This window comes from Bradyrhizobium sp. Leo114 (genome assembly GCF_055229415.2).
In genome coordinates, this window is record NZ_JBUYEN020000047.1 from 12,312 (window position 1) to 39,277 (window position 26,966).

Genomic DNA, 26,966 nt, shown 5'->3' on the forward strand with positions numbered 1-26,966 from the left:
CCAGTGCCTCGCGGGTATTGCGTCGCACTCGCGGGCGGAGGAAATCGTCAACAAACCGGCAATTTTGCGGGGGTTCTATCCGACTTTGTTCGTCACACATTTACTTTGACTCGCAACTTATAGCTGTTCCTAACGTCCACTTAGGTCTCTGCTCCGCATAAAATCCCGCGGGGCCGGCCGAGACCGGCCGCAGGGAGTTGATCGCTTGGAGCAGACCATCAGGGGTACCTTCGCGGCGTTGAACGCCAGCAACGAAGCGATCCTGTACGCCAAATCGCCGGAGGAGCTGTACGCCAAGGTCTGCGAGGCCGCGTTTTCAAGCGGTGACTTCCTGGCGACGGCGGTCTTCCTGCTGGATGCCGAGACCAGCCTGCTGCGCTTTGCGGTCGGGTTCGGCGACGATGTCGTGCGGCTGCGCGGCATCAACATCTCGATCATTGCGAATACGCCTGAGGGCGAGGGGGTGTGCGGACAGGCGTTTCGGGACCAGAAGGCCTGCGTCAGCAATGACTATCTGAATGACCCGCGCTCGCTCGCCTGGCGTGCGGGCGCTCGCGATAGCGAGGTCACCGCGGCGGCGGCAATGCCGTTGATCTGCAATGGCCGCAGCGTCGGCGTTTTCCTCGTCACCCGGCGCGAGGTCGGCTCGCTCGACAACGAGCTCGTGTCGCTGCTGGCGCGCATGGCTGCGAATGTTTCGTTTGCGCTGGATAATTTCGAACATGAGCGCATGCGCAAGAGCAGCGAGCGGGCGATGCGCCGCCTGAACCAGATGTTCGGCGCCATCAGCGCGACCAACGAAGCGATCCTTCGCGCCAAGACCGAGCACGACCTCTATCAGCGTGTCTGCGATGCCGCCGTTCATAGCGGGAAATCAGTCGCCGCCGTGGTCCTGCTCGCCGAGCCTGACAACCATTGGCTCGAGCCGGTCGCCGGCACCGGCGACGCGATCGACCTGATCACGCAAACGCGCTTCTCGATCGATCCGGACAATATCTACGGCAAGGGCGTCTGCGGGCAGGCGTTCCGGACGCAGCGGCCGTGCATCAACAACGATATCCCGAAATCGGACGGTCCGTGGCGACAGGTGGGACACGAGGCTGGCGTCATGGCCTGCATCGCGGTCCCCGTGACCAAGTTCGGCAAGAGCATCGGCGTCTTGTTGTTCTTCGTCGGCAGGTCGTTGGCGACGGACGAAGAGATCGTCGCCCTGATGGCGCGGATCGCCGAGAACGTATCGGTGGCGCTCGAAAATTTCGAACGCGCCAACGAAAAGGCCAGGGCCGACCGGCAGAAGGACCGGTTGTCGCGAATGTTCGCGGCGTTGAGCGCGACCAACGAAGCGATCATGCGGGCGAAGTCACGAGAGGAGATGTTCAAGCTGGTGTGCCAGGCGGCCGGCAAGGGCGCTAGGTTCAACTCGACCAGCATCTTCCTGGTCGCGCCCGGCAGCGACTATCTCGAGATGGCGGCGACCGCAGGACCGACGTCCGAGAACGCCCGCAATCTCAAGGTATCGATCGACGAGGCCGTTCCGGAGGGACGCGGGCTTTGCGGGACGGCATTCCGTTCCAGGCAGGCCAGCATCAACAACAACTTCCTGAAGGACATCGCGGACAGTGCGTTCCGGGACATCATCGAACGCGAGGGGGCGCGATCGGGCGCGGCGTTCCCGTTGTTCGTCGACGGTGAGCCGGTCGGCGTGATGCTCTTCATCGCGTCCGAGCACGACACCTTTACCGCCGAGTTCGCCGAACTGCTGCAGCGGCTGGCCGACAACGTGTCGTTCGCGCTCGGCAGCTTTGAGCGCGCGGACGAGAAGGCGAGGACCGAGGAGCAGAAGGAGCGGCTGACGCGGATGTTCGGGGCGCTCAGCGCCACCAATGAAGCGATCATGCGGGCGAAGTCGCGGACCGAGCTGTTCCACCTGGTCTGCGAGGCCGCCGTCGTCGGCGGCAATTTCACCTCTACCGCGATCGCGCTGGAGCGGCCAGGCGACGATTACCTGGAAAACGTCGCTTCGGCCGGTCCGGACGGCGAGCGCGCGTTCAACGTGCGCCTGTCCATCAATGCATCGCATCCGGAAGGGCGGAGCCTCACCGGCATCGCATTCCGCACCCGGAAACCCTGCATCAGCAACGACTATCTCGGCGACTTCGGCGATTCGAGCCCATTCTATCAGGTCCTGCGCGACGCTGGCACCCGCTCTGGCGCCGCATTTCCGTTATTGAAGAACGGCAAGCCGATCGGCGCCATCATCTTCCTCTCCTGCGAGATCGGCGCCTTCAGCCCCGAGTTGATCGGGCTGTTGCGACGTCTCGCCGAAAACGTCTCGTTCGCGCTGGAAAATTTCGACCGCGCCGACGAGAAGGCAAGGGCCGACGAACGGATCGAATATCTCGCCTCGCATGACGGCCTGACGCGCTTGCCCAACCGGGAAACCTTCAACGAATTGCTTCGTCACGCGATCGAGGTGGCCGGCCGCCACCAGCGTCAGTTCGCGCTGCTGTTCATCGATCTCGACCGTTTCAAGGTCATCAACGATTCGCTTGGCCACGACGCCGGCGACCTGCTGCTCGTCAAGATCGCCGACCGGTTGCGCGGGACCTTGCGTTCGAGCGACGTCATCGCCCGCCTCGGCGGCGATGAATTCGTCGTCATCCTGGAAGAAACCGACCGTGGCGACGTCGAAACGATCGCCGAGAGCCTGTTGTCGGCGCTCAGCCAGCCGCTGCAACTGAGCGGCCACGAATGCCAGACCACGGCCTCGATCGGCGTTGCGATGTATCCTGCTGATGGCTTAGATGCCAAGACGCTGACCAAGAACGCCGACATGGCGATGTATCTCGCCAAGGAGGACGGCAAGAACGGCTTCCGCTTCTACTCCAGGGAAATCAAGGCGCAGTCGATTGAGCGGCTGACGCTCGAGAATGCCCTGCGCCGCGCGCTGGAGCGCGATCAGTTCTCGCTCTTCTACCAGCCGAAGATCGACATCGCGAGCGGCCAGATCACTGGCGTCGAAGCGCTCTTGCGCTGGACCCATCCCGATCTCGGGCAGGTCGCGCCGGCCCAGTTCATTCCGCTCGCGGAGGAGATCGGGCTGATCGTGCCGATCGGGCGCTGGGTGCTGAAGGAGGCCTGCGCGCAGAACATGGCCTGGCAGCGCCGCGGCTTGCGGCCGGTGACGATGGCGGTCAACCTCTCGCCGCGGCAGTTCGGCGACGAGAATCTCCTGCACGACATCGATGGCGCGCTGATTTCAAGCGGCATGTCGCCGGCGTTGCTGCAGCTCGAGGTCACCGAAAGCATGGTGATGCGCAACGTGCACCGGGCGATCCGGGTGCTGGATGCGATCCAGAGCCGCGGCATTCGCCTCGCGATCGACGATTTCGGCACCGGTTATTCGTCGATGTCGCTGATGAAGCAGTTTCCGATCGACACCATCAAGATCGACCGCTCCTTCGTGCGCGACCTCGCCCGCGACAGCGAGGACCAGGCGATCGCGCAGGCCATCATCAGCATGGGCAAGGCGCTCGGCATGACCGTGATCGCCGAGGGCGTGGAGACGGCCGAGCAGGAGCGCTTCCTGCGCGACCATGGCTGCGACGAGATGCAGGGCTTTCGGCTCAGCAAGCCGCTGCCGCCGCGCGAGCTCGCCGAGTTGTTGCGCTCGGCGCCGGCGCTTATCTCTCCGCCACTGCAGCCGGAGGAAGATGCCGCGGACGATCAGGCAGCGTCGGATTTAGGGCGGAAACGCGCTGTCATCTGACGGCTGCACATGCAGCTCGCGTACATCCGAATCGGTCGACTTCACCTTGCGCGAGAAATCATAAGGCCACGGCAGATAAGTCTGGCCGGCGAGCGATTTGAGCAGGATGGCGGCGCCTGCTGCATAAGTCGCGCCCTTGGCAAGGCGCAATCGGACACTCCAGTCGGTCGGCAATTCGACCACGGATTCGCGCAGTTCGAATGCCGGGCCCCACCACCAGGCCGGCGCCGGCGGCCGTTCACTTTCCGGAATGGCGCGCCAGCGTCCGTATTCGTCGACGATGCGCTCGAATTGCAGTTTCGCGGCTGGATGCATCGGGGGCTCTCTCTGTTCTGCTCCCGATGATATCCGCCTCCGCGCCCCGCGCAAAGGCGCTGTCGCCGTCTATTGCCGGCCGTGTTGCCAGTGCGTAGTCACCTCGGTGCCCGTCTTGTTCAGGTGCACGTGCTGGTCGACATGGTCGACCCAGGACAGCGGAATGAAATGATGGTGCTGTCCGTCGGGCGAGCTTTGCTTGGTCAACTTGATCTTGTCGGTTCCTTCGAGATGATCGACCTTTCCGACCGTCTTCCGGTCCGACGAGATGACGTCCATATGTTCCTTGATCTCTGCGGCCATTGCCATGTTTTATCTCCTTCAACGTTTGCGGAGATGAACGTTTGGTGACCGCAAAGGTTGCCCACCCTACGAAATCACTTCTCCTCCGCCGCGGTTGCCGTCGCCGGTCCTTCGCCCATGATCAGGAGCACGGCGTCCTCGTCCTTGGCGCCATCCCAATGCACCTGCTTGCCGTAATGGGTGACGAAACTGCCGGCGGGCATCGCCACGGTGCCCTTGTCCGGATCGAACTTCGGTCCCGATCCAACCCACCAGGTGCCTTGCAGCACGACGATATAGCGGTCGTTCGGATGAAAATGCGGATGGCTGAAATGGTTGCCTTTGGTCCACTTGGTATAGACCACGTAGAAGCCGGGCTTTGCGGGATCACCAACCACCACGGCATTCTGCGCGCCGCGCGCATCCACCGGTCCCCAGGGGATCTGGTCAGGCAACTTATAGACGACGGCGGCGGGATTGAGCTCGGCGGCGGAGCCGATGCTCAGCGTGGCGGCGAGGGCAAGCGGGATTGCAAGGTAACGCCAGGTGCTGACGATCATGACTTCCTCCCGTTTTCGGATGGACGCTTAGGCCTGTCTATTGGGCTCGTCCATCTCCGTTGTCCTCGATGCTGGTCGGGGGCGCTCGCAAAGGACAAGACGCACGCATGCATGCGTGATCGGCGGATGCGCGGCTTGCCGCACAACGCAACTGCAGCATCGAAATCGATTTGCGCTCGCACGCCGCCGTGATTAGTTTGCCCGCACAAATCAAAACAACATCGGGAGGATGCTTTTCATGAAACATGCGTGGACGCTTGCGGCCTGTCTTCTGATCGGCACCGCTCTGTCCTTCAATCTCGCTGCCGCCGAGGGAGACGGCTGGATCACGTTGGTCGACGGCACCAAAAAGGGCGATTGGGACGAGGTGGGCAAGGCGAACTGGACGTTGAAAGACGGCGCGCTGGTCGCCGACAAGCTCGACGGCAAGGATCTGTCCTATCTCGTCAGCAAGACTCCCTACAAGGATTTCCAGATCAGAGCGGAGTTCTGGACCGACGAGGATGCCAACAGCGGCATCTTCATCCGCTGCGACACCAACAAGACCATTGATTCCAAGGTCTGCTACGAGGTCAATATCTTCGACAAGCGGCCCGATCCGACCTACGGCACCGGCGCGATCGTCGATGTCGGCAAGGTCAACCCGATGCCCAAGGCGGCGGGCAAGTGGAATACCTTTGAGATCACGGCGCAGGGCCCGCATCTCGTGGTCGTGCTCAACGGCGAGAAGACCGTCGACGCGCAGGACAGCAAGCACGCGAGCGGTCCGATCGCGCTTCAATATGGCTCGGGCGTGGTCAAGTTCCGGAAAGTGCAGATCAAGCCGTTGTGACGGTGTTCTCCCTCCCACCGGTGCGCGTGGAGAGAGATGATCCCCACCCGGCTTGCGCGCTATACGCGCAAACCGACCTCCCCTTTTCAAGGCGAGGTGAAGGAAGCCCGGAGCGCGGTTAGCTGCGCTTCGGACCTTCGCCGGTCAAATAGCGCCGGCGCGGCGCTCATTCACGCATATTGCTTGTCTTGCTGACGGCTCTCCACCGTGGGATTGAGCTCGTTCAGGATGACACCGACCAGCTTGCGCTCCGCTCCACCCAGCGCGCTGAGGATGTCTTCCATGCAGTCGTTGATATCGAGATGGACCGGCAGCACCGCGAGGAAGCCATCCGCGAGCTCGAGGAGCTTGCGATCCGCCGCGCTCCACGGCATCGCCGGCCCGTCGAGAATGATGAGATCGTAACCGCCAACGGATCGCGCCTGCGTGACCGACTTGCGGATGGCTTCCGCGGCCCTGGCGTCGCCGCCCTCGATAACGGGCAGGATGGAAATTCCGTTCGCCGTGTTGATGGCACGCGTTGCCTTGCTGCCGATGCTGAGCCAGCCGAGGCGGCCGGCCTCGCGCTTGCCGAGCCTGGTAACTTTGCCCGACAATTCGCGTTTCCGATGATCGGCATCAATCATCAGCACCTTGGCGCCGTCGCGCGCCGCCGAGAGCGCGACGTTCAGCGCCACCACGCTGCGGTCGACGGATGGTCCCGCGCCGATCACCGCCATGACCGGCGCGCCGCTCGCGGATGCGCGCTTCTTGAGGGTCGCGCACATGTCGCGGATGGCGCCGAGGAAGGTCATCAGCGGAAAACCCGCGCGCAATGTCGGCCAGCCCAGCCGTGTGACGTCGGCGATCTGGCCGCCGGTGAGGATGCCACCCAGCGTGCGCATCACGTCGGATTCCTGCAGCCGGGCGATCACCGGCTTCTCGATGACGCTGACCGCCGCCTGCGGCGCCGGCTTGCTGAGGACCGGCTGTTTCGCGGGCGCCGCCGTCGCCTGTTTCTCGGGCGAGGTCGACTTGCTCGGCCGCAGCGGGTCGGCGCCGGGCGCAAGCTGGTCGACCGCGATGATCCAGGCAGCGGCCGCGAGCCCGCCGAGCACGAAGCCGATCATGGCAAGCAGGCTCATAGCCGGTGGAAAGGTGCGCCGCTGCGGCACTGTGGCTTCGCCGATGACACGTGCGCTCGAGGTATTCAGGCTTTCCTGTTCCTCCGTCTCGCGCGAACGCTTGAGGAAGGACTGGTAGACGTCGCGACTCGCCTCGACGTCGCGCTCGAGCTCGCGTAGGCGCACCGAGGCCTGGCTCATCTGCACGCTCTGGCGCTTCTGCGCGTCGAGCGCCTTGTTCAGCGATGCCTCATAGTCGCGAGCACGCGTCAAATCGTTCTTCGCGGCCTGCGCGAAGCGGTCGATCTCTTCCCTGATGGTACGGCGGAGATCCTCGACCTGCTGCTCGACCTGCCGGAGCGCCGGATGCCGCGGGCCGAGTTCGCTCTGCAGCTCGGCCTGCCGCTTCTTGGCATCGGCGTATTGCGCGCGCAGGTTCGCGATGGTCGGCGATTGCAGCGCCTCGGGGATCGCGCCGGGGTCGCTCGCATTGCGCCGGCTGGCCTCGATCTGATCGTACTTCGCCTGCGCATCGAGCGTTAGTGCGCGCGCGGCGGCGAGCCGCTGGTTGCTGGCGGAAAGCTGCTGGTCGGCGATCAGCGTGTCCTGGGTGCCGACGAAATTGTTCTGCGCTTTGTAGACCGCAAGCACGTTCTCGGCGTTGCGCAGCCGTTCCTGCAGTTCCTTCAGCCGCCCCGAGAGATCTCTGGTGGCGCGCCGGGCGGCGGCGGCCTGCGATTGCTTGGATTCGGCGAGATAGGCCGTGGAAAGCGCGTTGGCGAGCATCGCCGCCTTGACCGGCTCATAGGACCAGACGTCGATATCGACGACGAAGGTGCGGTCGGTCTTGCGCACATTGATATGACGACTGAGGGCGTCCAGCGCGCTCATCGTCGCCTGGTGCTGCTGTTCCACCGTCGGACGCTGCTCGATCCCGACCAGGCCGAGCAGCGCGCCGAGGAGGCTCTTGCCGTCGCCGCCGCCGAATTCCGGGTCCTTGTCGAGATCGGTGTTCTTGATGACCTGCAACAGCACGCTGTTGGAGGTGATCACCCGCGCCTCGCTGTCGACCACCATTGCGAGACCCGAAACGTCCTGCGCGCGCGGTGTCAGCTCTCGCTCGACGAGCTGCAATTCGCGCGGGTCGACATAGAGCTGCGCGGTCGCGGTGTACTTCGGAGTGAGGCTCTTGCCGATCCCAACCGCGATGCAGGCGCAGAGCAACGCGGCAGCCGCGACCGCGGCTTTGCGCCGCCACAGCAGCATGACCAGGTCGATCACGTCGAAGCCCTGGCTTCGGCGTGGCTCGCCGGCATCCCGGCTTTTGGCCTGGCTGTTTATCGGCTGGTCGTAATCAAGCATCGACCCCAGCTTCCATTCCAAACGCCGCACGCATCGGCTGAGGGGTTACTCTTCGGGCTGCGCGATGCGCGAGAGCGGACCGCGCGGCAACAACGCAGCAGGAAAAATTAACCATAGTCTTTGAGAGACTATTCACTGAAAAGGCAAACAAAGCGTTTAAGCGCTCGCGCATCGGAACGCCTCTGCCATGGTGAGCGCCGGAATATTCCGCTTCGCCGCCGTTTCCAGCGCGTGATTCAGCAGTTCCGGCGAGCAGCCGTACAGGCTGGGCCGCGTGGCAACGTCGTGACTGTAGAAAATTAACCAACCGTTATGGATTTGCGCCTCGTCGAAGGCGCGCTCGATTGCATCGCGATCCATCCGGCGATCGATCAGCGGCATCGCGCGCAGGAACTGCAGGTCCACATTGCCGAAGTTCACGCCCTCCACGATCGAGCGGCAGGTCGCAAATCTGGACTTGAGCAGATATTTGTGCGCGAACGAGCCATAGCCGAACGGATAGGCAAAGGTTTCGATCTGCATCGACGGATCGAGCAAGTCGAAGTAGCGGCGGTTGCAGGCGATGTCGCAGGCAAGCGAGGTCTCATCGAGATCGCAGGCGCGCCGGTGCGAGAAGGTGTGGCAGCCGATCTCGTGACCGCGGCGATGCAGCGACAGCACGTCATCATCATCGCCGGAGCTCCAGTCCGCCGTATCGACGCCGACCAGGCCGCCCGACACATAGAAGGTGCCGCGGGCGCCATGTGTCTCCAGCAAGTCGGCGCCTGATGTCACCGCGCTCTTCGGCAGGTCGTCGAAGGTGAAGCTGACTATCGGCGTGGCGTTGCGCAGCCGAACCCGATCGACCGGCAGATGCATCGCCAGCCGGTGGCTGACCTTCACGACCGCTTCGGACCACAACCCGCGCATTCTCTCACAGCTTCCGCAGGATCACGTGGTAGTCGCCGTGCCGCACGTCGGTCCTGCCGGGGAGAAAGAAGTTCATCGCTTTCGCGGCGGCATCGACCAGCGCGGCGAGCAGGGGCTTGCGCAGGCGCATCTCCGGATAGCGCGGGCTCTCATAGACCTTGCGGTAGATCACTTGCAGGCCATGTGCCCTGGCGAAGGCTTCGAGCTTGCCCAGCGTGACCAGCGGATGGAAATGGGTCGGGAACGGCGCCTCGCCCGGCAGGCCGGCCTTCTTGTCGCCGCGGACATAGCGATAGAACCAGACGTGAAACCAATGCGGCGAATACTTTGTCACCATGCCCGATAGCGATTTCGGATTGGGGGCGCCGATCAGGATCAAGCCGTTCGGCTTGATCGCCTCGCAGAAACCGCTGAGCGCGGCCTCGACATCGGGCACGTGCTCGATGACGTTGTAGCAGACGATGAAATCGAAGCTTTTCGGCGCGAAACGATAGGTCTGGATGTCGCCCAGGATCGTTGCCTGTGCGTACTGGTTGTTCTTGACTTGATCTTCGTCGATGTCGACGACGGTAATATGGCTGCGGCGCAACACCTTGAGCGGCAGGAAGCTGGTCGAACCGCCGCCGGCCTCGTAGATCGCGAGCGGGCCCGCCGGCAGCGCCGCCTCCAGGATGCTGTGCACGGTGAGGAGACTCTGCCGCGCTTCGCCCGGCGGCAGGTCGAGCAGCGACTGTGGATGCGCGGCCGGCCCAGCCGCGTCGACCACGGGGAGCGTTGCATGAATGCGATCAAAGGTAAGGGTATCGGTCATTGCCTCTTATCCAATGTTGCTGTTTGCGAATTTTGCTCTGACTGCCATGAGGCCATGCTTCAGTCGGCCGCGAATGCGTGCGATGTCGAACAGCCAGGCCAGGACGGCGTAGGTGAGGATGCCAACCACCGCCAGCACGATGCAGGCGGCGAGATCCGGAATGCGCAGGATGCGATCGAGTGCGGCGACCGTCAGCGCCATCGCGAGCGCGGCGATCAGGACCAGCGCCAGCCGGCCGAGCGGCAGCGGAACGCGGAAGGCATAGCGGGTAAGCACCAGCGCACAGGCAAAGCCGATGATGTCGGCGCCGAGCCGCGCCCAGGCCGCGCCGACAGTGCCGTAGTGGCTGACCAAAAGATAGGACAGGATCACATTGGCCGCGATCAGCGAGGCGGTGTTGACGAGATAGAAGCCGTTGCGGCCCGACAGCAGGAAGCTCGCATGCAGATATTGCTGCGTCAGGACCTGGAACACCACGGCGATCGCGATCACCGGCATGATCTCGGCCGCGAGCGCACGAAAATCAGCGCCAAGGATGATGTTGGCGACATGGGTGGAGATCACTGCAAAACCGAGCGAGGCCGGCAGCGTGATGGACAACAGCAACTCGAGACATTCGGCGAGATGCGAGCGCACCGCGCCGTCACCCTGCTTGGCGTGGATCTGGACGGCGAGCGGAAAAAACGCTGCCGCCATGCTCATCGCCGGCATCATCAGCGTCTGGCGGACCAGGTCGAGCGAGGCGACATAGCGGCCGGCATCGGCGGCACCGACCAGGTTGGCGATCATGAAACGGTCGGTGACGCTGGCGATCGCAAGCAGGGTCAGCGAGAGCGTCAGCGGCAGGCCGGTCCTGGCCACGGCCACGAGCGAGGTGCGATCGAAGCTGATATGCGTGCCGCGCCAGGCGGTGCGCGACTGCACGAGCACGGCGAGCAGATAAGCGAGGGCAGAAGAGAGCAACAGCCAGAAGCCGTTCGGGCTGACCAGCGCGACGACAATGCCGAGTGCGAGCACGGACACAGCGCGCACCAGCGTCGCCTTCATCACCGAAAGCGCCATCAGCCGCGCGCGAACCAGGTCCTGCGTCAGTTCGAACAGGCCGATCGCGACCGAGAGCACAACTGTAGCGAACGCCGCAGTGCCGTCGAGGCCCGCGAGCCGGGCGAGCACATAGGCGATCGGCGCCGTCAGGCAGCAGATCATATAGCCTGACAGCACAAGGCCGCGGACGTCGGTGCCGTCGTTGCGGGCGTGCTCGCTCAGGATCAGATTTCGGAACCAGCCGACCAGGAATACGCTGATCACGGAGGCGAAGCCGATGCCGAGCAGATAGACGCCGTAATCATGCGGCGAGAACAGCCGCGTGAAAACGAACACGCTGAGCAGCCCCAGCAGCGCCGAGAGGATGTTGGCGGTCAGGTTGATGCTGGCTTGACCGATCAGCATAACGCCGCAAACTCCGTGCGGTCGCCGCTGCTGGTGAGCGAGAGGATCTCGTCGCTGTCGGCGATCGAGGCGCGGATGGTCTCGACCGGCGTTCCGGAGAAGGATGCGATCGAGAACGCGACGTCGTCCTTGCTGGCGCGGCGCAAGAGATCCTGCAGCTCGCCTTTGTTGAGCCGCGGATCGTCCCAATAGCTGACGCAGGGCGTGCTCGGGACCGCGGTATGCCGCAGCGAGGCCGCGGCATCGTTCTGTACGAAATAGCCGTACAGCATGTATTCGGAGAACTCGCGGGTCTTGCACAGCGCCTCGATCCAGCCGAGACCGGTGACGGCCTCGATGCGCTCGGCCAGCGCTCGGGTGGTCTGCTTGTCCCAGAAGATGATGTGCCCGATGAAATCGTCGGCCGGGAACGGCGGCGTCGGCAGCCCCAGCAGTTCATGGCTGGTCACAAGCCAGCGCGAATGCCGCGGCTGGTCTGCGGTCACCACATCAGACATGGTCAGCATCGGGATCGCGTTCGGATATTCGAACCGCGTCAGGTCGAAGTCGCGGAAGAACACAATGTCGGAATCCAGGATGCAAAAGCGCTGGTGAGGCAGTGCAATGGTGGCGGCGATCTTCAGGATCTGCTGCACATGCCAGCCGTTCACCGGCTTGGCCCGCAGCGACCACCAGAACTGGCGGCGGCGGCGCTGGATCATGCGCGGCAGCGGCCGCAGCCAGTCGGGCAGGAAGGCCGAGGCCGGGATGATGACGCGATGCTCGCTGGCGAGCGGCGCGAACAGCGGCAGGTCGCAATCGGGAACCAGGAGATAATGCTTGGAGAACGAGGTGACATGCCGGTCCACGCTCTCGCAAAGCAAGGTACAGATTTCCAGGTCGCGCCCGTAAGTCGGGGTTAACAACGCAACTGGGTCCATCTCGTAGATCTCTCTGGCGATCACGTTCACGGTTGTCGCTTTCCAAGCCGCGGTTCTTCTCGGTGAGCCTTTCAGCAAGATCGATGCCGAATCGGCGCATCGGCCGCGGCCGGGATCGCCGTTGGTTAATTTTGTTTGCGTTGATGATCGCCGCGCCGTTAAGGCGCGAAGTAACCATAAGAAGCCGTGCTCCGTGTGCGTCGGCGCGGCTTGCCCGTATATTGCAGAGCGTGACCCGCGAATCGCCGATGCCGTTCGGAGCGGGTATGCGTGCATGTGGGACTACGGGATTTCTGCGCGGGGTCGCCGCGGGTGATGCGAAGACTGTGCCATCAGTTCGTTTCGGCACAGCCGTTCCGTCGGCGGTGTCCGCTTTTGAAACGGTGGGCAAGAGGTTGACGCCATTGCTTCGCAAGCTCGCGAGGACAGCACATGGCTGGAATTGAACGATTGAGCCGGCGGCGGTTCGTCGGCGGGATGCTGACGGCCTCGATCGGCGCAGTTCTCGGCGGCGTCGCCACCGCGCGCGACGCAGCCGGCGCAACCTCCCGCCTCGGCGCCGATCCTGCGCGGTTTGCCGGCGCCTTCGTGAACTGGGAGGCTGATGGCCGTGAGCATGCGTTGCAGGCCTGGGAGAAATGGCTGAAGCAGAAGCCGTCATCTGTGCTGGGTATGGATTTCTACGGCCAATCGACCTGGGAAGATTTTCGCAAAGTGGATTGGGTGCCGGGCATCTGGAGACGGCTTAATCCGAAACGGAACGTGGTCTGGTCGATGCCGCTGACGATCACGGGAACGCCGCTGGTCGATGTCGCGGACGGCCTGCACGACTCCGAGTTCGAGGCGGCGGCACGCGCGATCTCCGATGCGCAGCCGCGCGCGATCATCCGGCTCGGCTGGGAGATGAACCTTTCGCAGATGGGCTGGTTCGCCAAGGGCCAGGAAGCCGATTATATCAGGGCGTTCCGGCGCGTTGCGGAGATCTTCCGCCGCGCGTCCAGCGAGTTCAAGTTTGATTGGTGTCCCGGCTGGGGGGCGCAGGAGATGCCGGCCGATCTGGCCTATCCCGGCGACGACGTTGTCGACTATATCGGGCTCGACGTCTACGACTTCAAATCGGAAGGCTCGGTGGAGGAGCGCTGGCAGACGCTTTACCTCAAGGCGCCGTTCGGTCTCGAATGGCATCGCGATTTCGCCGCGCGCCACGGCAAGCGGATCAGCTTTCCGGAGTGGGGCGTCGGCCATGCCGGCGACAATCCTTACTTCATCCAGAAAATGCACGACTGGTTCGTCGAGAACAGCGACAGCATCGCCTATGCGGCCTACTTCAACGTCGATGGCCTATGGCCGACACAGATCGACACCGGCCGCTTCCCGGAGTCGGAAAAGCTGTTCCGAAAGCTGTTCGGAGGTAGGTGACCTCGTGACCCGGGTGGAGCGCAGCGCAACCCGGGATATCTCCAGCAACGTTTACCGGCGGTCCCAGGTTACGCTGCCGCTTCACCCGGGGTGCGATTGCTGTTGACTTCGTTCGCCTGGGCCTTTGTTCCGGTCAACAGGGTCAGGCCCATCTTGAGCTTGTCCTGCAGCGTGCGCTGGGCAAGGCAGGTGAAGAGGCAGAGCTTGTCGCAGGCCACGGTTTCCTTGCGGCGCATGCGCGCTTCCTCGCTGTACCAGATCTCGCGCGCGGTCTGCGTGCGGACGTTGCCGATCGGCTTGAAGAACCAGCAGACCTCGAGGCGGCCGTCGGAGCGGATGAAATAGTTACGCATGCCGACCCTGCAGGGCATGACCTCGGGCGGCGCCTTCTCGCGGCGGAAATGACTGGGCCAGGCGTTCAGCACCGCCTCGCCGTTGAGGATCGGCGCGCCCTGGCGCTTCAGCCGCAGCAGCTCGTCGCGGACGGCGATCAGATCGTCCATCTCCCGTTCGCCGATCCACAACTCGTCCTCGACCTCCTGCGTGCCCATCTCGACCGGCTGGAAGCTCAGCGCTGTGGCGCCGATCTGCTGGATCCAGTCGACCATCTGCGGGAGCTGGCGGAAGTTCAGCCGGTGCACGACCGGCTTGATGATGATTGGAAAATCCAATCCTTCGGCGCGGCGCTTCTCGGAGACATTCCGGATGCCCTGCACGATGTCGTTCAGCGAATTCTCGACACCGCGCGAATAGTTGTGGATGTTCGGATCCCGCGAGTCGATCGAGATATTGATGTTGAAGGGATGCGCCTCGACCGTCTGCGCGACGATCTTCTTGTTAAGATAGGCGCCGCCATTGGTGGTCACGCCCCAATGGATGTCGTTGTCGCGGCAGAACCGGACCAGGTCGAGGAAACCCTTCTTGATATAGGGCTCGCCGCCGGCGAACTCGACATGATAGGCGCCGATGAATTCCTTCAGGCTGGAGAGCGCGCGCTGCCATTCCTCGATCGACATCTCCTCGCGGTAGTTCGGGCGACGCCAATAATCGCAATAGCGGCACTTGTAATTGCAGCGCTCGACGACCTCCGCGAAGATCGCGGCTGGCCGGGTGACATCGCGGCCGGTGCGCAGATAGAGCTCTTCCGACAGCGCGTTGCGGACATGCTTTGTGCCCAGCGAAACGAGGTCTAGCGCTTTCAAGGTGAAACCTCAGACGTTTGCGAGTGTTGTTACGGTCTCGATCGATTTCTTTGTCGTACCGAGAGACAGCAAATCGAATGCCAGTGGGGATGAAGGCTCTTCGTGCCGGCGCTCGCGACGCGTTTAACCTTAACGAATTGCTGCCGACGCGCAGGCCATCGCGCGCGCATCGGTGCGAATCGAATGCGGTCGAGCGCAAACCGCGCGAAATGTCCCCCGATTAACCCTCGCAAGAGATCGTCGCAGCGCCGTGCGCGGCTGGATCGGATTTTGCCATGACACGGCCATACCCTGCGAATCGCTTTCGTGCGGCTCCGCTCATCAACGATTTCGGGACGATTGCGTCCCATGATGGTGGCGTGACCCGTTCTGGGACGGCGTGTCGCGGATTGGGATTGAAGCCATGAACAAGATGTCGATTGCGACCGAGTTTCTTGCAACGGACCGCGCCTGGGTCGCGGCCTCGCCCGGGCTCGACTGCTCGGTCGAGACCGTGGTCTGCATCCCGAGCTTCCGCCGGCCGCAGCATCTGCGGCTGACGCTGGAATCGGTCGCGGCACAGCGCACCGCGCGCCGCTTTGCGGTCGTGGTGGTCGAGAACGATGCGGCCAATTGTGAAAGCGCGCCGGTGGCCGCGGAATTTTTGGCGTCGGGAAGGCTGAATGGCCTCTGCCTCGTCGAGCCGCGGCAGGGCAACTGTTACGCCATCAATGCAGCTTTCGAGACGGCGCTCGCAACCTTCCCGCAGGCCGCGAACTTCCTGATGATCGACGATGACGAGATCGCCTCGCCGGATTGGCTCGAGCGCATGATCGAGGCCGCTGAGACGACCGGGGCGGACGTGATCGGCGGGCCGGTCTGGCCGCATTTCGACGACGAGCGCAAGCGCGGCCTGAAGCGTCATCCGGCATTTGCGCCGGCCTATCATAGCAGCGGGCCGGTGCCCGTGATCTATGGCTGCGGCAATTGCCTGATCCGGCGCCAGGTGTTCGCCCGCCTCGGCAGTCCCGCGTTCGATTTGCGCTTCAATTTCCTAGGTGGCGGCGACCATGATTTCTTCGCGCGCTCGCGCCGCGCCGGCTTCCGATTCTATTGGGCAACCGATGCGGCCATCTCGGAGACGGTGCCGCGGAGCCGGACCAAGCTCGGCTGGATCGTGCGGCGCGGCCTGCGGATCGGTGCGATCAATTATCACATCGAGCGCAAGGGTGCGCAGTCGACGTGGTCGCGTGCCGCTGTGATGGCCAAGATGTTCGGCCTGGTGCCGTTCTCGCTGTTCCGCGCTACGCGCATTGTCTTGAAAGAACACCAGCCCGTCATCGCCATGCATCCGATGATGGTCGCGGTGGGCAGCGCGCTCGCAGTGCTCGGCATCGAGCCACAGCCTTACGCCGCCTCGAAGATCGTTTCGTGACCGAGTTCCTCATCACGTCCGAAGCCCGGGCTGTCTTCGCCGATGTGTGGCGGCGGCCGGTGATGCATTTCGTCCGCGCCGCGGCCTTCATCGGCATCCTGCTGCTGGTGTGGATCTCGCTGCATCCGTTCGACGATCTCAGCGACATGCGCGTCGGTGAGGTGACCTCCGGCAAGGAGGCCGTGCTCTACGCGCTGTTCGGCCTGCTCATGGTGCTGATGCTCGTGTTGACCATGCGCGACAACATGCCCGCGTTGGCGTCGCTGCTGACCCCGGCCTATGTGCTGTTCGGGGTTTGGCTTTGCCTGACGGTCGTACTGTCGTTCGATCCGGCCACCTCGAGCCGCCGCTTTGCGCTGTCGGTATTCGTCGTGGTGGTGACGGCAACGGTAATGCTGTTGCCGAAGTCGCAGAGCGAGTTGATGCGCTGGTTCAGCATCGCCGCGCTGGTCTTGCTCGCGACCTGCTATCTCGGAATCTTGCTGGCTCCGAACCTGTCGATCCACCTGGCGACGGACCCGCAGGAGCCGGCGCTCGCCGGCAATTGGCGTGGCGCGTTCGGGCACAAGAACGTCGCCGCCGCGATAATGGCGATGATGATGTTCTTCGGCGTCTACTTCATCCGCGCCGGCGGATGGATCTCCGGCGTCATCGTCATGGCGCTCTCCGCCTTATTCCTGGTCTATTCCGCGGGCAAAAGCTCGATCTCGCTTTGCCTGGCCGTGCTGCTGCTGACCTCGCTGACGTCGTTCGTTCGTTCCTTGTGGGGACGTGGATTGATGTTGTTGCTGCCGCTCATCGTGCTCAATCTGTTTAGCGTAGGCACGGTGCTGAGCGACACGCTGGCGTCAATCGCAAAGCTGCTGCCGCTGGATACCAGCTTCACCGGTCGTTCCGACATCTGGGTCTTTGCCGTCGATTCGCTGCATCAGCGGCTCCTGACCGGCTATGGCTTCGAAGCCTTCTGGGGCAGCAACGCGATCACGAATCTGAAGGAAGGCAAGGAATGGGCAGGGTACGCCTCGCACAGCCATAACGGCTATCTCGACACCGCGCTCGGCACCGGGCTGCCGGGTCTCGTCTTTCTGATCGCTGCTGTTGTCGTCAAGCCGCTGCGCGACTTCCAGGCCGCCGACGAGGGTGGCAATGACGGCCCGCTGTCGATGATGTTCCTGCGGATATGGCTGTTCGGGCTCTATCTGTCGTCGATGGAGAGCTTCTTCCTCGACCGCGCCGATCCGATCTGGGCGACGTTTCTGATCGCCCTGTTCGGCCTGCACTATCTCGCGCGCTTCCGTTTGCGGGCATAGATGACGGTCGCCACCGTCGTTGCCACATCGTGCCACCAGCCGGTGAAATCGAAGGGCGCCTGCGGCGGTGGTTGCTTCGCCGCGGCCAGGATCGCATCAGCATAGGCCTCGCCCGCCGATCCGCGCGGAACCAGGACGACCGCGCCGCGATCGATCAACTGCCTGAAGCGCGGATGATGGTCGAACTCGTCCGCTAGTGCGGGGCCGGTCGCGACCAGCGGCCGGCTCGCCTGCGCGCAGGTGAGGATGCTCGAACGGCGGGCTGTGATGCCTTCGTCCAGCGGATAGCAGAAGGCGTCGACCTCGCCGAACAGGCCGAACACTTCGGCATCCGAGGCAACGTAGCCGGAGACGATCACGTCCTCACCGAGGCCAAGCTCGGCGGCGCGGGCGTGGAAATTCTCCTCGACCTTGTCGACGCCGCGAATGAAGGAGCCGATATAGACCAGCAGCGGCCGCAATCCGCGTGCCTTCAGGATCGCGCCGATCTCGAGCAGCGCATTCGGCTGCTTGCCCGGATAGATCGAGCCGAAATGGCCGATCACCAATTGCCCGCTGGCGCGTGCCGCTGATAGCCGTTGCCGCAATTCGGAGTCTTCGATCTTCGAGGGCGCCTCGACGTTGGGCGGCAGTGGCGCCAACACGGATTTCGTCACAGCGGAGCTGACCGCAGCGTCGTCGGCAAGCTCCTTCCGCACCAGCGGCGAGAACATGACGATGCTGTCGGCGAGCCAAACCGCGGGGATGTAGGTGATCCGCCGCATCCAGTTCAGCCCGGCCCATTCATGTTCGACCAGGACGACCTTGCGCCGCCGGAGCTTCGCGATTGCGAGCGCGATGAGCGGCCGCAGGATCACACGCTTCCAGGCCACGATCGGAAAATTGCAGATGACGCTCTGCGCCGAGCCGACCGCGCGCCAGATGTCGCAGAGCGATCCCCGGCCGCGCGTCAGGGTTAACGTTTGGCTACTGCCGGGATCGAGCTTTTCGATCGCGTCAGTCAACAAGCGCGTGAACTGCCCGACGCCGCAATGCATCTCGGCTCCCGCGCCGAGGAACAGCGCCCGATATCGGGGTGTGGAGGTCATCGCGCAGCGGCAGGGCTTCCGGGGTGATCTCGGTTAGCCATACCGCGCAGACCTTAGCTTCCGGTAAGCGCCCGAAACAGTGCCGGCACCGATTTTGCCAATCCTGGCGTGAAGGCTGCCCGTTCGTCCCGTAACGGGACATCGGATGATCAAAACGACGCAAGGCGACCAGGAGCGCGACATGACGACAGGCAAGATCTTCACCAAATGGGACGACACCCATTCGGAGCTCTGGAGCCATCAGCCGATCCGGCTCGAGCATGCGATGCACAAGCAGCCCGCGTTCTCGATGGACGAACTCGCGAAGCTGATCGAGAACTATCCGCGCGAGCATTACAGCCTGGTCAAGACAGGTGCGAAGGGTTCCAGCCGGGTCTGGCGCGAAGGCGAGATCGGCAAGCTCAGTGGCCGCGAGGTGATCGAGGCAATCTCACGCGGCGGTCTCTGGCTCAACCTGCGCAACGTCACTGCCGTCGATCGCCGTTTCCGCGTGATGGTCGACCAGATGTTTGCGGAGGTCGCGGCCAAGGTTCCCAGCTTTGATGCGCCGACGCATCAGGCAGGCATCCTCATCTCCTCGCCAGACGCGCAGGTCTATTACCACTCCGACCTGCCGGGGCAGGGATTGATCCAGATCGCCGGCCGCAAGCGCGTCTATATCTATCCGAACACACCGCCGTTCATCCGGCCGGAGCACCTCGAAGACATCGCGCTGTTCGACGTCGAGGTCGATATTCCCTATGCGTCCTGGTACGACCAGCATGCGCAGGTGATCGATCTCGAGCCTGGCCAGATGTTGAACTGGCCGCTGAATGCGCCGCATCGGGTCGAGAATCTCGGTGTCGTCAACATCTCGATGACGGTGTCCTACGTCGACGACGAGATCCGGCGCGCCCAGATCCTCAATCTCGCCAATGGCATGTTGCGTCATCGTTTCGGCTACAGGCCGAAGAGCCGCAGCCTGCACGGTCCGTCCTTCTTTGCCAAGCAGGTGATGCAGAAGCTCCTGCGCGACGGCAAGTGGGTGAAGCGCGAGCGCGCCGTGCGCCGCCCGATCGACTTCCGTCTCGACGAGATCGAGCTTGGCAAGATCGTCGACTTGCCGAAGGCGGCGTGAGCGCGGCATGCGGCGATGACGGTCCTTGCGACATCGGCGGGCAGGCTCTCGGCGCGGGCAGAAGCACGCGCGGCCGGCTACCGCATCGAGATTCTTGCGGACTGGAAGCAGGCCGCGGCGCGGTGGGGCGCATTCGCTCCGCCGACAGCGTTCCAAAATCCGCTATGGTATGAAGCCTGGTACGCCGCCTTCGCCGATACCGACGACGTCTCGCCGGTGATCGCCTTCGTCACCGATGCCGCGACCGGCGAGCCCGCCGCGCTGTTGCCGTTGATCCGTCATCGGCAAGGCAGCATGCAAACGATCGCGTTCGCAGACCTTGATCTCACCGATTACAACGCGCCGTTGCTCGGGCCCGCCGCGCCGCGCGATGCCGCGGCAGCGCGTGTCTTCTGGCGCGACCTGCGCGCCGCGTTGCGCAAGCTGCCCGGCGGCGCCGATCTCATCCGCTTGCGCAAGGTCACATCCGATCTCGACGGCCGGCCCAATCCGTTGGCGCTGCTCGATGGCGCGGCGGTCTGCCCGGTTAATGGCAACCTCGTCACCACGGGCGACGATTACGACGCCTGGCGCTACACGCTGGAGCGGACGGTGCGCAAGGAGCTGGAGCGGAGCTGGCGCGTGTTTACGCGCGATCCGACGGCGAACTTCGCGATCGCCGCGGACAGTGATGAAGCGCTTCGGATTCTCACGACCACCGAGGCTCAGCAAAGCTCGCGGATGCAGAGCCTGGGAGTCAATTTCATTCTCAATGACGAGAATTGCGCCGCGTTCTATCGCAGCCTGGTCAGCAGCGGCACCGGCAGCGGCTACGCCATCGTGTCGGCACTGACAGCGGGCGAGGAGGTGGTGGCGACGCTGCTCGGTGTCCGCAACGGTTCGCGCTATGTGATGATCCGCATCAGCAACGCCGGCGACAAATGGAGCAATTGTTCGCCGGGCCGGCTGATCATCGAGCGCACCATGGCGGCGCTGCACAAGCAGGGTGTGCGCGAGTTCGATTTCTCGATCGGCAACTACGCCTACAAGCGCCGTTTTGGAGTCAAGCGCCTGCCATTGCTCGATATCAGCGCTGCCTTGAGCTGGCGCGGATTGCCCCACGCGCTCCGCGATCGGGCCGCGCAGGAATTGCGCAGATATCCGAGGCTGACGACGTATCTGAAATGCGCGCTCGGCAAGCCGCCTTCACGGGAAGAGAGCTGATCGCGACGCAGTAGGGGTGGGCAAAGGAGCACAGCGACGTGCCCACCATCACCGCTCGCAATGGTGGGCACGCTTCGTTTTGCCCACCCTACGTACCAACGCCGCTTCAATGCAGAATTGTCACACTCACGAGGATTGTGTGGGTGTTCCTTCTATGTTCGCAAAAGTCCACAATTGTGATCGCTGCAGCGCCGTATGCTGGCTTCTGGGTTGGGCCACCGGGGAATGTTCCGCAAGGAGAGCCGACATGCCAGCCTACATCCATCACCATGCCGTGGAACCGGACTTCATCATGTGCCCGAGCTGCGCAGGTCTTCCGATGTTCGTCACGGATGTCGCGCCGCATTGGAGCCTGGCCAAGATCGACTTCACCTATGAATGCTCCGATTGTGGTGCGCAGATCAGGCAAACGGTGACACAGCCGGAGCTGTTGAATTAGAGCCGATCAAACCTGATCGGATCACGATCCAAGGCCGGCGTGCCTCGGAGCTGCCGCACCACGCCGGGTCGACCAAGCGGGCATTCCAGCGCATCGCGATCCCATTTTGCGGCAATAGCGGCGGCCTCATAGGTGCTTTGCAGGAATTCCAGCACCGCCCGGTCGGGATCGGCGGAGATGCGCGCGGCATCATAGGGCAGGACGAATTCGCTGAGGGCCTCGCTGAAGAAGGCTGCGTCGGGTCGCACCTTGGCGGTGCGGAAGCCCGCAGGCTCGGGATAGGCATAGGAATAGAACGCCGGATAATCGATGGCGCCGCCGCCTGGCCAGAAACCCGCGCTGCTCACCTCGTGCGAATAGGCTTCGTGTGCCACCGCATCCGGCAGGTTCGGCACGCCGCCGGGATGGCGTGGTGCGCTCCTGCCGGAGAAACGCGTCACCGCGAGATCAAAGCTGCCCCAGAAGAAATGCACCGGGCTGGCTTTACCGAGGAAGCCGGTGCGGAACTGCTTGAACAGCCGGTCGCAGTTCAAGAGGATCTGGAAGAAGCGCCGCACCGCGTCCGCATCGTAAGAGCGATGCTGGTTGTCTTCCGAGAAGCGAATCGGGTCCGGTAATTCGTTCGGCATGTCGTCGATCGCAACATCGATGTCGAGCTCTTTCAGTGCAGCCAGCACTGCCGCGTAGAAGCTCGCCACCGAGAGCCCGGCCAGCGCAAAGTGCCGCTCGGCGCCGTCACTGGTCGAAATGCGCAAGGCGTGATCGATGAAGTCGAAATCGATTTGAAAGGTTCTAGTGCCGTTAGCGATCGGCGAGGTGGTCAGCCCGCGCGCGGTGACATAAAGCGTGACGTGCCACGAATGATTCAGCCAGGGCGACTTGGCCAACCGGATCTTGCCGACGATCTGGGTCCAGAGATGCAGAGTGGCACAGGTGTCACGCCATGCCGCGGTCGGCAGTTCCGGCCATTGAGTTTGCTTGGTGTTGCTCATGCCAGCATCTCGCTGCTTAGTGACCGTGAAGGTAATCACCTTATCACGAGTTCGTTATGGCAGCTTCAAGCATGCGGGCCGACAAATCGACATCACGACTTCGTGCATTCCGGGCAACGGCGTTGCCCGCGCGTGGCACGGAAAAGACTCTTGCACCACCAGCGTCGCGCCATCGCCTGCAGTGGTCTGCGCACCAACTGCGCCATGAAAAGCATTTCAACCATGTCGTGGTCCCCGACGCGCATGTGCCGCCAGGTCCGGGGGGCAGGGACCTGGCGGCTGCAGTCATGCGGTTTTGAACATGAAGGTGCGATCGAAATGAAGGCTCCGACCGCACGCTCTACATAGGGCGATGCTCGCAAACGAGAACGCCCTCGAACTCGCATCAGCCATGCAGTTTCTTCGCGGTCTCCGCGATCACACGTCCTTGATAACGCGCCCCCGCAAGCTCATTCGCGCTCGGTTGCCGGCTGCCGTCGCCGCCGGTGATCGTGGTGGCGCCATAGGGCGATCCGCCGGTGACCTCGTCGAGCTTCATCTGGCCGGCAAATCCGTAATTGAGCCCGACCACGGTGAGGCCGAAATGCAGGAGGTTGGTGATGATCGAGAACAGCGTCGTTTCCTGCCCGCCATGCTGGGTCGCCGTCGAGGTGAAGGCGCCACCGACCTTGCCATGCAGGGCACCCTTCGCCCAGAGACCGCCGGCCTGATCGAGGAAGTTCGCCATCTGCGAGGACATGCGGCCAAATCGGGTGCCGGTGCCGATGATGATCGCATCATAATTGACGAGATCATCGATCTTCGCGACCGGCGCTGCCTGGTCAAGCTTATAGTATGACGCTTTTGCGACTTCGGCCGGCACCAGCTCGGGCACGCGCTTGATATCGACGGTGGCGCCAGCTTCGCGCGCGCCTTCGGCGACCGCGTTGGCCATGGCCTCGATGTGACCATAGGCGGAATAATAAAGGACGAGAACTTTGGCCATGATGGCTCTCCTTTGGTTGGGTGTTGTTGAAGTCGTCCCCGATCAGGCTGGGGACAGGCGCCCGGGCATGACGAGTGGACTTACGCCGCGTCGACCAGCACCAGCTCGGAATCTTCCAGCGCGGTGATCGTCAGCTTGGCTTCGTCGCGGATCGCGGCGCCGTCGCGGGCATCGACGCGCACGCCGTTGACTTCGATGCTGCCGGCCGCAGGCACGAGATAGAGATGCCGCTTTCGCTCCGGCGCATATTCCGCGCTTTCGCCGGCCTTCAGCGTGGTGGCAAGCACCCGCGCCTTGGCGCGGATCGGCAGCGCATCGGCATCGTCCGCAAAGCCGCTCGCGATCGTGACGAGCTTGCCGGAGCGATCGCCTTTTGGAAACGGCTTGGAGCCCCAGGTCGGCTCGCCGCCTTGCGTCGTCGGCTCGATCCAGATCTGGAAGATCTTCGTCTTCGAGGGCTCGAGATTGTACTCGGCATGGCGGATGCCGCTCCCCGCGCTCATCACCTGCACATCGCCGGCCTCGGTCCGCCCCTTGTTGCCGAGCGAATCCTGGTGCGTGATCGCGCCTTCGCGGACGTAGGTGATGATCTCCATGTTGGCATGGGGATGCGGCGGAAAGCCGGTGTTCGGCGCGATCTCGTCGTCGTTCCACACGCGCAGGGCGCCGTAGCCCATATTGCTGGGGTCGTAATGGCTGCCGAAGGAGAAGTGGTGCCTCGCCTTCAGCCAACCATGGTTCGCGCTGCCTAGCTTCGCATAGGGTCTGAGTTCGATCATCGGATGCTTCCTCAAATTTCGATTGCGTTTGGATATGCCGGCGCACGTGGTATAGAAATAGAAACTATCGAAACTCATTGTTTCCGTTTGTGGCAGAGGCGGTTGCCAAAATGTCAAAGCTCCCGGATTTCGAAGCGCTCGCGATCTTCGCAAAAGTCGTGGAATTACGGTCATTTGCGGCCGCCGCAACCGAGCTTGCGCTGTCGAAGGCCACTGTCTCCAAGGCGGTCAGCCGGCTTGAGGAGCGGCTCGGGGCCCGATTGTTCAACCGCACCTCGCGGCGGCTGGCGCTGACGGATGCCGGGCAAAAACTGTCCGAGCGCGCCGCGCGGCTGCTTGCCGACGGCGAGGCGGCCGAGAATGAGGCCCTGGCACAATCAGTCACCCCGCGCGGCCTGGTGCGGCTCGCGGTGCCCATGACCTTCGGGGTGAAATCGGTCGCGCCGCTGTTGCCGGAGTTTCTGGAGAAATATCCGGAAGTGTCGATCGACCTGCATTTGAGCGACGCCACTGTCGACCTGATCGGCGAAGGTTTCGATGCCGGCCTGCGCATCGCGCGCCTGCCGGATTCATCCCTGATCGCGCGGCGGCTCTGCCCGATGCCGCGTTACACGGTGGCGGCGCCATCCTACCTGAAGCGCTACGGCCGGCCGACGCATCCGATGCATCTCGCCGAGCACAAATGCTTCGGCTACGCCTATCTCTCGACCGCAGGCGTCTGGCACTACACTAACGCGGCCGGCGAGCAGGCGAGCGTGCGTCCCGCCGGACAGTTGCGTGTCAACAACGGCGAAGCGCTGCTGCCGGCGGTTGTCGCCGGCCTCGGCATCGCCGATCTCCCTGATTTCATCATCGGAGAAGCCATCGCGCGCGGCGAGGTCGAGGTGATCCTCAAGGGTTGGAAGCAGCCAGAAGCTGCCGTGCACCTGGTGACGCCTCCCGGCGGCCCGCGCCCCGCGCGTGTCGAAGTGCTCGCCGATTTCCTGGCGAAGCATTTCGTAAAGGGCAAGAGGCGGTAGGGTGGGCAAAGCGAAGCGTGCCCACCATTCTAGGGCGGTGGAGAGACCATGCCGCAGTGCCGACGTGCAAAAGGCAGCACTTTCTTCTTCACGGTTGTCCTCGCCGATCGATCGAGCAACTTGCTCGTCAGCGGAATTGACCGCTTGCGACGGATCTATCGAATGGTCTGCGAACGTCGTCCGTTTGAGACCGTCGCAATCTGTATTTTGCCGGACCACATTCACACCGTCTGGACCCTTCCAGAGCAAGATGCGGACTTCTCCGCTCGCTGGAGCCTGATCAAAAGTGGTTTCTTACGCGGTGTTGAGAACGAGCCGCAATCCCCAAGCAAGATCGTCAAGCGGGAGAAAGGTATCTGGCAGCGTCGCTTTTGGGAGCATGCGATCCGCGATGACACTGATCTCGAGCGGCATGTGGACTACATTCACTTCAATCCGGTGAAGCACGGGCATGTCACGCGCGTTGCGGACTGGCCGCATAGCAGTTTTCATCGCTACGTCGAGCGCGGGTTGCTTGATGCGGATTGGGGCGGGGATATGAAGCAGATTCGAGGATCGTTCGGTGAGTGAATGGTGGGCACGCTTCGCTTTGCCCACCCTACAATTTGTGGTTAGGCTCTTCTCCAGAAACCAAACAAACCACTGGGGAGAAAATGCCGATGAATCGCCGCGAGCTTTTGAAAACTGCCGCCGTCTTGCCGCTTGCGCATGCCGCGCTTTCGCACGCTGCCTTTGCGCAAGGCACTGTCTATCCCAACCGCAACGTCACCATGATCGTGCCGTTTCCGGCCGGTGGGCAGGCTGATCTTGCGGCGCGGCCGGTGGCGCTGGCGCTGGAGCGGATCCTCGGCAAGCCCGTGATCGTCGACAACCGCGCCGGCGGAGCTGGCGGCTCCGTCGGCAATGCGCAGGCGGCACGCGCCGAGCCGGACGGCTACACGCTGCTGATGACGCTGTCCTCGCTCGCCGTGCTGCCCGAAGCCGATCGGCTGTCCGATCGCCCCGTCGCCTATGAGGTCTCGCAATTCGCGCCGGTCGCGCGCGTGCTCGCCGATCCGACGCTGCTCGCGGTGCCGGCCTCCGCCCCATGGAAGACGCTGCAGGATTTTGTCGATGATGCCAAACAGCGCCCGGGCCAGATTCCCTATGGCTCGTCCGGTCCCTATGGCACGCTTCACGTCGCGATGGAAATGTTTGCCGCGAGCGCCGGCATCAAATTGCTGCACGTGCCGTTCCGCGGCGCGGGCCCGGCGCTGACCGCGCTGCTGAGCGGCACGGTGCAGGCGGTGGCATCCGCCCCGGGCACGCTGAAACAGCAGGTCGCCGACGGCAAGATGCGGGTGCTTGCCAATTGGGGCGCCGAACGCGTCGCCAGCTTTCCCGACCTGCCGACGTTCAAGGAGCTCGGCTACAAGGATGTCGAGTTCTACATCTGGGCCGGCCTGTTTGCGCAGCGCGCATTGCCGGCGCCGGTCATGACGCGACTGCGCGAGGCGATGGCGGAAGCAGTGAAGGCGCCGGAGGTCGTCAAGATCTTCGAGACCGCCGGCAGTCCAGTCGCCTATCTCGATGCGCCGGAGTTTTCCAAATTCGTCGACGACGACAGCGCGCGGCTGATCGCGGCGGTCAAGAAAATCGGCAAAGTGGAGTAGGCGATTTCACGTTTTGTTGCGGGTCGCGAACCTTC

Annotated in this window: 24 protein-coding genes; 11 read left to right on the forward strand and 13 right to left on the reverse strand. The window is 63.3% G+C overall.

Annotation, left to right across the window (positions count from 1 at the left end; genetic code table 11):
- Nucleotides 1-205 precede the first annotated feature (205 nt).
- Nucleotides 206-3,769 carry a bifunctional diguanylate cyclase/phosphodiesterase gene (locus tag ACZIRK_RS36415; RefSeq protein ID WP_474419170.1) on the forward strand — a complete coding sequence of 1,188 codons (3,564 nt, stop codon included), beginning with the start codon at nt 206-208 and terminating at the stop codon, nt 3,767-3,769.
- Here ACZIRK_RS36415 and ACZIRK_RS36420 read toward each other — a convergent pair.
- The 3 genes from ACZIRK_RS36420 to ACZIRK_RS36430 all read right to left on the reverse strand — a co-directional run bounded on the left by ACZIRK_RS36420 (nt 3,743) and on the right by ACZIRK_RS36430 (nt 4,926).
- Nucleotides 3,743-4,084, reverse strand: a complete 342-nt coding sequence (locus ACZIRK_RS36420; RefSeq protein WP_028168724.1) for a hypothetical protein — start codon at nt 4,082-4,084, stop codon at nt 3,743-3,745. The genes ACZIRK_RS36415 and ACZIRK_RS36420 overlap by 27 nt on opposite strands.
- 69 nt (nt 4,085-4,153) lie before the next feature.
- The gene (locus tag ACZIRK_RS36425) at nt 4,154-4,393 is read right to left on the reverse strand and encodes a DUF2171 domain-containing protein (protein WP_028168725.1); all 240 of its coding nucleotides are present in this window, start codon (nt 4,391-4,393) and stop codon (nt 4,154-4,156) included.
- 68 nt (nt 4,394-4,461) lie between these two features.
- The gene (locus tag ACZIRK_RS36430; RefSeq protein WP_130226867.1) at nt 4,462-4,926 is read right to left on the reverse strand and encodes a cupin domain-containing protein; all 465 of its coding nucleotides are present in this window, start codon (nt 4,924-4,926) and stop codon (nt 4,462-4,464) included.
- 238 nt (nt 4,927-5,164) lie between these two features.
- On the opposite strand from ACZIRK_RS36430, the gene ACZIRK_RS36435 reads away from it, so the two are divergent.
- Complete coding sequence (locus ACZIRK_RS36435; RefSeq protein ID WP_130226866.1) at nt 5,165-5,758, forward strand: 3-keto-disaccharide hydrolase; 594 nt, start codon at nt 5,165-5,167, stop codon at nt 5,756-5,758.
- Between the two features lie 170 nt (nt 5,759-5,928).
- On the opposite strand, the gene ACZIRK_RS36440 is transcribed toward ACZIRK_RS36435, so the two are convergent.
- The 5 genes from ACZIRK_RS36440 to ACZIRK_RS36460 all read right to left on the reverse strand — a co-directional run bounded on the left by ACZIRK_RS36440 (nt 5,929) and on the right by ACZIRK_RS36460 (nt 12,342).
- Entirely contained in the window at nt 5,929-8,223 is a 2,295-nt protein-coding gene (locus ACZIRK_RS36440; protein ID WP_130226865.1) for an exopolysaccharide transport family protein, read from the reverse strand.
- Between the two features lie 156 nt (nt 8,224-8,379).
- Complete coding sequence (locus tag ACZIRK_RS36445) at nt 8,380-9,132, reverse strand: polysaccharide deacetylase family protein (RefSeq protein ID WP_130226864.1); 753 nt, start codon at nt 9,130-9,132, stop codon at nt 8,380-8,382.
- Nucleotides 9,133-9,136: 4 nt separating this feature from the next.
- On the reverse strand, nt 9,137-9,943 hold the full coding sequence (locus ACZIRK_RS36450) for a class I SAM-dependent methyltransferase (protein WP_130226863.1): 807 nt from the start codon (nt 9,941-9,943) through the stop codon (nt 9,137-9,139).
- 6 nt (nt 9,944-9,949) lie between these two features.
- Nucleotides 9,950-11,392 (reverse strand): lipopolysaccharide biosynthesis protein, encoded by a 1,443-nt coding sequence (locus ACZIRK_RS36455; protein ID WP_130226862.1) that lies wholly within the window; start codon nt 11,390-11,392, stop codon nt 9,950-9,952.
- A complete protein-coding gene (locus tag ACZIRK_RS36460; protein ID WP_130226861.1) occupies nt 11,386-12,342 on the reverse strand; it encodes a DUF6492 family protein in 957 nt (318 codons plus the stop codon). The genes ACZIRK_RS36455 and ACZIRK_RS36460 overlap by 7 nt, the downstream gene beginning before the upstream one ends.
- 402 nt (nt 12,343-12,744) lie before the next feature.
- Between ACZIRK_RS36460 and ACZIRK_RS36465 the strand changes: the two genes are divergently transcribed.
- Nucleotides 12,745-13,731 (forward strand): glycoside hydrolase family 26 protein, encoded by a 987-nt coding sequence (locus tag ACZIRK_RS36465; protein ID WP_130226860.1) that lies wholly within the window; start codon nt 12,745-12,747, stop codon nt 13,729-13,731.
- A gap of 68 nt (nt 13,732-13,799) precedes the next feature.
- On the opposite strand, the gene ACZIRK_RS36470 is transcribed toward ACZIRK_RS36465, so the two are convergent.
- Entirely contained in the window at nt 13,800-14,933 is a 1,134-nt protein-coding gene (locus ACZIRK_RS36470; protein ID WP_130226859.1) for a radical SAM protein, read from the reverse strand.
- 403 nt (nt 14,934-15,336) lie between these two features.
- On the opposite strand from ACZIRK_RS36470, the gene ACZIRK_RS36475 reads away from it, so the two are divergent.
- Entirely contained in the window at nt 15,337-16,347 is a 1,011-nt protein-coding gene (locus ACZIRK_RS36475) for a glycosyltransferase family 2 protein (protein WP_130226858.1), read from the forward strand.
- Entirely contained in the window at nt 16,344-17,657 is a 1,314-nt protein-coding gene (locus tag ACZIRK_RS36480; RefSeq protein WP_130226857.1) for an O-antigen ligase family protein, read from the forward strand. The genes ACZIRK_RS36475 and ACZIRK_RS36480 overlap by 4 nt, the downstream gene beginning before the upstream one ends.
- Here ACZIRK_RS36480 and ACZIRK_RS36485 read toward each other — a convergent pair.
- The gene (locus tag ACZIRK_RS36485; protein WP_474419171.1) at nt 17,627-18,745 is read right to left on the reverse strand and encodes a glycosyltransferase family protein; all 1,119 of its coding nucleotides are present in this window, start codon (nt 18,743-18,745) and stop codon (nt 17,627-17,629) included. The genes ACZIRK_RS36480 and ACZIRK_RS36485 overlap by 31 nt on opposite strands.
- A 145-nt stretch (nt 18,746-18,890) precedes the next feature.
- Here ACZIRK_RS36485 and ACZIRK_RS36490 point away from each other — a divergent pair, with 145 nt between their 5' ends.
- The 3 genes from ACZIRK_RS36490 (at nt 18,891) to ACZIRK_RS36500 (ending at nt 21,504) form a co-directional block, all read left to right on the forward strand.
- A complete protein-coding gene (locus tag ACZIRK_RS36490; RefSeq protein WP_245474783.1) occupies nt 18,891-19,862 on the forward strand; it encodes a cupin-like domain-containing protein in 972 nt (323 codons plus the stop codon).
- Between the two features lie 15 nt (nt 19,863-19,877).
- Entirely contained in the window at nt 19,878-21,065 is a 1,188-nt protein-coding gene (locus ACZIRK_RS36495) for a GNAT family N-acetyltransferase (protein ID WP_130226855.1), read from the forward strand.
- Between the two features lie 247 nt (nt 21,066-21,312).
- A complete protein-coding gene (locus ACZIRK_RS36500) occupies nt 21,313-21,504 on the forward strand; it encodes a hypothetical protein (RefSeq protein WP_028166985.1) in 192 nt (63 codons plus the stop codon).
- On the opposite strand, the gene ACZIRK_RS36505 is transcribed toward ACZIRK_RS36500, so the two are convergent.
- From ACZIRK_RS36505 to ACZIRK_RS36515, 3 genes are all read right to left on the reverse strand, one after another.
- Nucleotides 21,501-22,496 carry a DUF5996 family protein gene (locus ACZIRK_RS36505; protein ID WP_130226854.1) on the reverse strand — a complete coding sequence of 332 codons (996 nt, stop codon included), beginning with the start codon at nt 22,494-22,496 and terminating at the stop codon, nt 21,501-21,503. The two genes, ACZIRK_RS36500 and ACZIRK_RS36505, sit on opposite strands and share 4 nt — an antisense overlap.
- A gap of 385 nt (nt 22,497-22,881) precedes the next feature.
- Complete coding sequence (wrbA, locus tag ACZIRK_RS36510) at nt 22,882-23,481, reverse strand: NAD(P)H:quinone oxidoreductase (RefSeq protein WP_130226853.1); 600 nt, start codon at nt 23,479-23,481, stop codon at nt 22,882-22,884.
- Nucleotides 23,482-23,561: 80 nt separating this feature from the next.
- Nucleotides 23,562-24,260, reverse strand: coding sequence for a pirin family protein (locus ACZIRK_RS36515; RefSeq protein WP_130226852.1), 699 nt, complete (start codon nt 24,258-24,260; stop codon nt 23,562-23,564).
- 110 nt (nt 24,261-24,370) lie between these two features.
- Between ACZIRK_RS36515 and ACZIRK_RS36520 the strand changes: the two genes are divergently transcribed.
- The 3 genes from ACZIRK_RS36520 to ACZIRK_RS36530 all read left to right on the forward strand — a co-directional run bounded on the left by ACZIRK_RS36520 (nt 24,371) and on the right by ACZIRK_RS36530 (nt 26,931).
- Nucleotides 24,371-25,279, forward strand: coding sequence for a LysR family transcriptional regulator (locus tag ACZIRK_RS36520; RefSeq protein ID WP_130226851.1), 909 nt, complete (start codon nt 24,371-24,373; stop codon nt 25,277-25,279).
- 48 nt (nt 25,280-25,327) lie between these two features.
- The gene (locus ACZIRK_RS36525) at nt 25,328-25,849 is read left to right on the forward strand and encodes an REP-associated tyrosine transposase (protein ID WP_130226850.1); all 522 of its coding nucleotides are present in this window, start codon (nt 25,328-25,330) and stop codon (nt 25,847-25,849) included.
- Nucleotides 25,850-25,938: 89 nt separating this feature from the next.
- Entirely contained in the window at nt 25,939-26,931 is a 993-nt protein-coding gene (locus tag ACZIRK_RS36530) for a tripartite tricarboxylate transporter substrate binding protein (protein WP_130226849.1), read from the forward strand.
- The last annotated feature ends 35 nt before the right edge of the window (nt 26,932-26,966 follow it).

What these genes read in the sequence shown, in the direction of transcription:
- ACZIRK_RS36420 (WP_028168724.1), bottom strand. Translation starts at nt 4,084, where the DNA reads ATGCATCCAGCCGCGAAACTGCAATTCGAGCGCATCGTCGACGAATAC.
- ACZIRK_RS36425 (WP_028168725.1), bottom strand. Translation starts at nt 4,393, where the DNA reads ATGGCAATGGCCGCAGAGATCAAGGAACATATGGACGTCATCTCGTCG.
- ACZIRK_RS36430 (WP_130226867.1), bottom strand. Translation starts at nt 4,926, where the DNA reads ATGATCGTCAGCACCTGGCGTTACCTTGCAATCCCGCTTGCCCTCGCC.
- ACZIRK_RS36435 (WP_130226866.1), top strand. Translation starts at nt 5,165, where the DNA reads ATGAAACATGCGTGGACGCTTGCGGCCTGTCTTCTGATCGGCACCGCT.
- ACZIRK_RS36440 (WP_130226865.1), bottom strand. Translation starts at nt 8,223, where the DNA reads ATGCTTGATTACGACCAGCCGATAAACAGCCAGGCCAAAAGCCGGGAT.
- ACZIRK_RS36445 (WP_130226864.1), bottom strand. Translation starts at nt 9,132, where the DNA reads ATGCGCGGGTTGTGGTCCGAAGCGGTCGTGAAGGTCAGCCACCGGCTG.
- ACZIRK_RS36450 (WP_130226863.1), bottom strand. Translation starts at nt 9,943, where the DNA reads ATGACCGATACCCTTACCTTTGATCGCATTCATGCAACGCTCCCCGTG.
- ACZIRK_RS36455 (WP_130226862.1), bottom strand. Translation starts at nt 11,392, where the DNA reads ATGCTGATCGGTCAAGCCAGCATCAACCTGACCGCCAACATCCTCTCG.
- ACZIRK_RS36465 (WP_130226860.1), top strand. Translation starts at nt 12,745, where the DNA reads ATGGCTGGAATTGAACGATTGAGCCGGCGGCGGTTCGTCGGCGGGATG.
- ACZIRK_RS36475 (WP_130226858.1), top strand. Translation starts at nt 15,337, where the DNA reads ATGAACAAGATGTCGATTGCGACCGAGTTTCTTGCAACGGACCGCGCC.
- ACZIRK_RS36485 (WP_474419171.1), bottom strand. Translation starts at nt 18,745, where the DNA reads ATGACCTCCACACCCCGATATCGGGCGCTGTTCCTCGGCGCGGGAGCC.
- ACZIRK_RS36490 (WP_245474783.1), top strand. Translation starts at nt 18,891, where the DNA reads ATGATCAAAACGACGCAAGGCGACCAGGAGCGCGACATGACGACAGGC.
- ACZIRK_RS36495 (WP_130226855.1), top strand. Translation starts at nt 19,878, where the DNA reads ATGACGGTCCTTGCGACATCGGCGGGCAGGCTCTCGGCGCGGGCAGAA.
- ACZIRK_RS36500 (WP_028166985.1), top strand. Translation starts at nt 21,313, where the DNA reads ATGCCAGCCTACATCCATCACCATGCCGTGGAACCGGACTTCATCATG.
- ACZIRK_RS36505 (WP_130226854.1), bottom strand. Translation starts at nt 22,496, where the DNA reads ATGAGCAACACCAAGCAAACTCAATGGCCGGAACTGCCGACCGCGGCA.
- wrbA (WP_130226853.1), bottom strand. Translation starts at nt 23,481, where the DNA reads ATGGCCAAAGTTCTCGTCCTTTATTATTCCGCCTATGGTCACATCGAG.
- ACZIRK_RS36515 (WP_130226852.1), bottom strand. Translation starts at nt 24,260, where the DNA reads ATGATCGAACTCAGACCCTATGCGAAGCTAGGCAGCGCGAACCATGGT.
- ACZIRK_RS36520 (WP_130226851.1), top strand. Translation starts at nt 24,371, where the DNA reads ATGTCAAAGCTCCCGGATTTCGAAGCGCTCGCGATCTTCGCAAAAGTC.
- ACZIRK_RS36525 (WP_130226850.1), top strand. Translation starts at nt 25,328, where the DNA reads ATGCCGCAGTGCCGACGTGCAAAAGGCAGCACTTTCTTCTTCACGGTT.
- ACZIRK_RS36530 (WP_130226849.1), top strand. Translation starts at nt 25,939, where the DNA reads ATGAATCGCCGCGAGCTTTTGAAAACTGCCGCCGTCTTGCCGCTTGCG.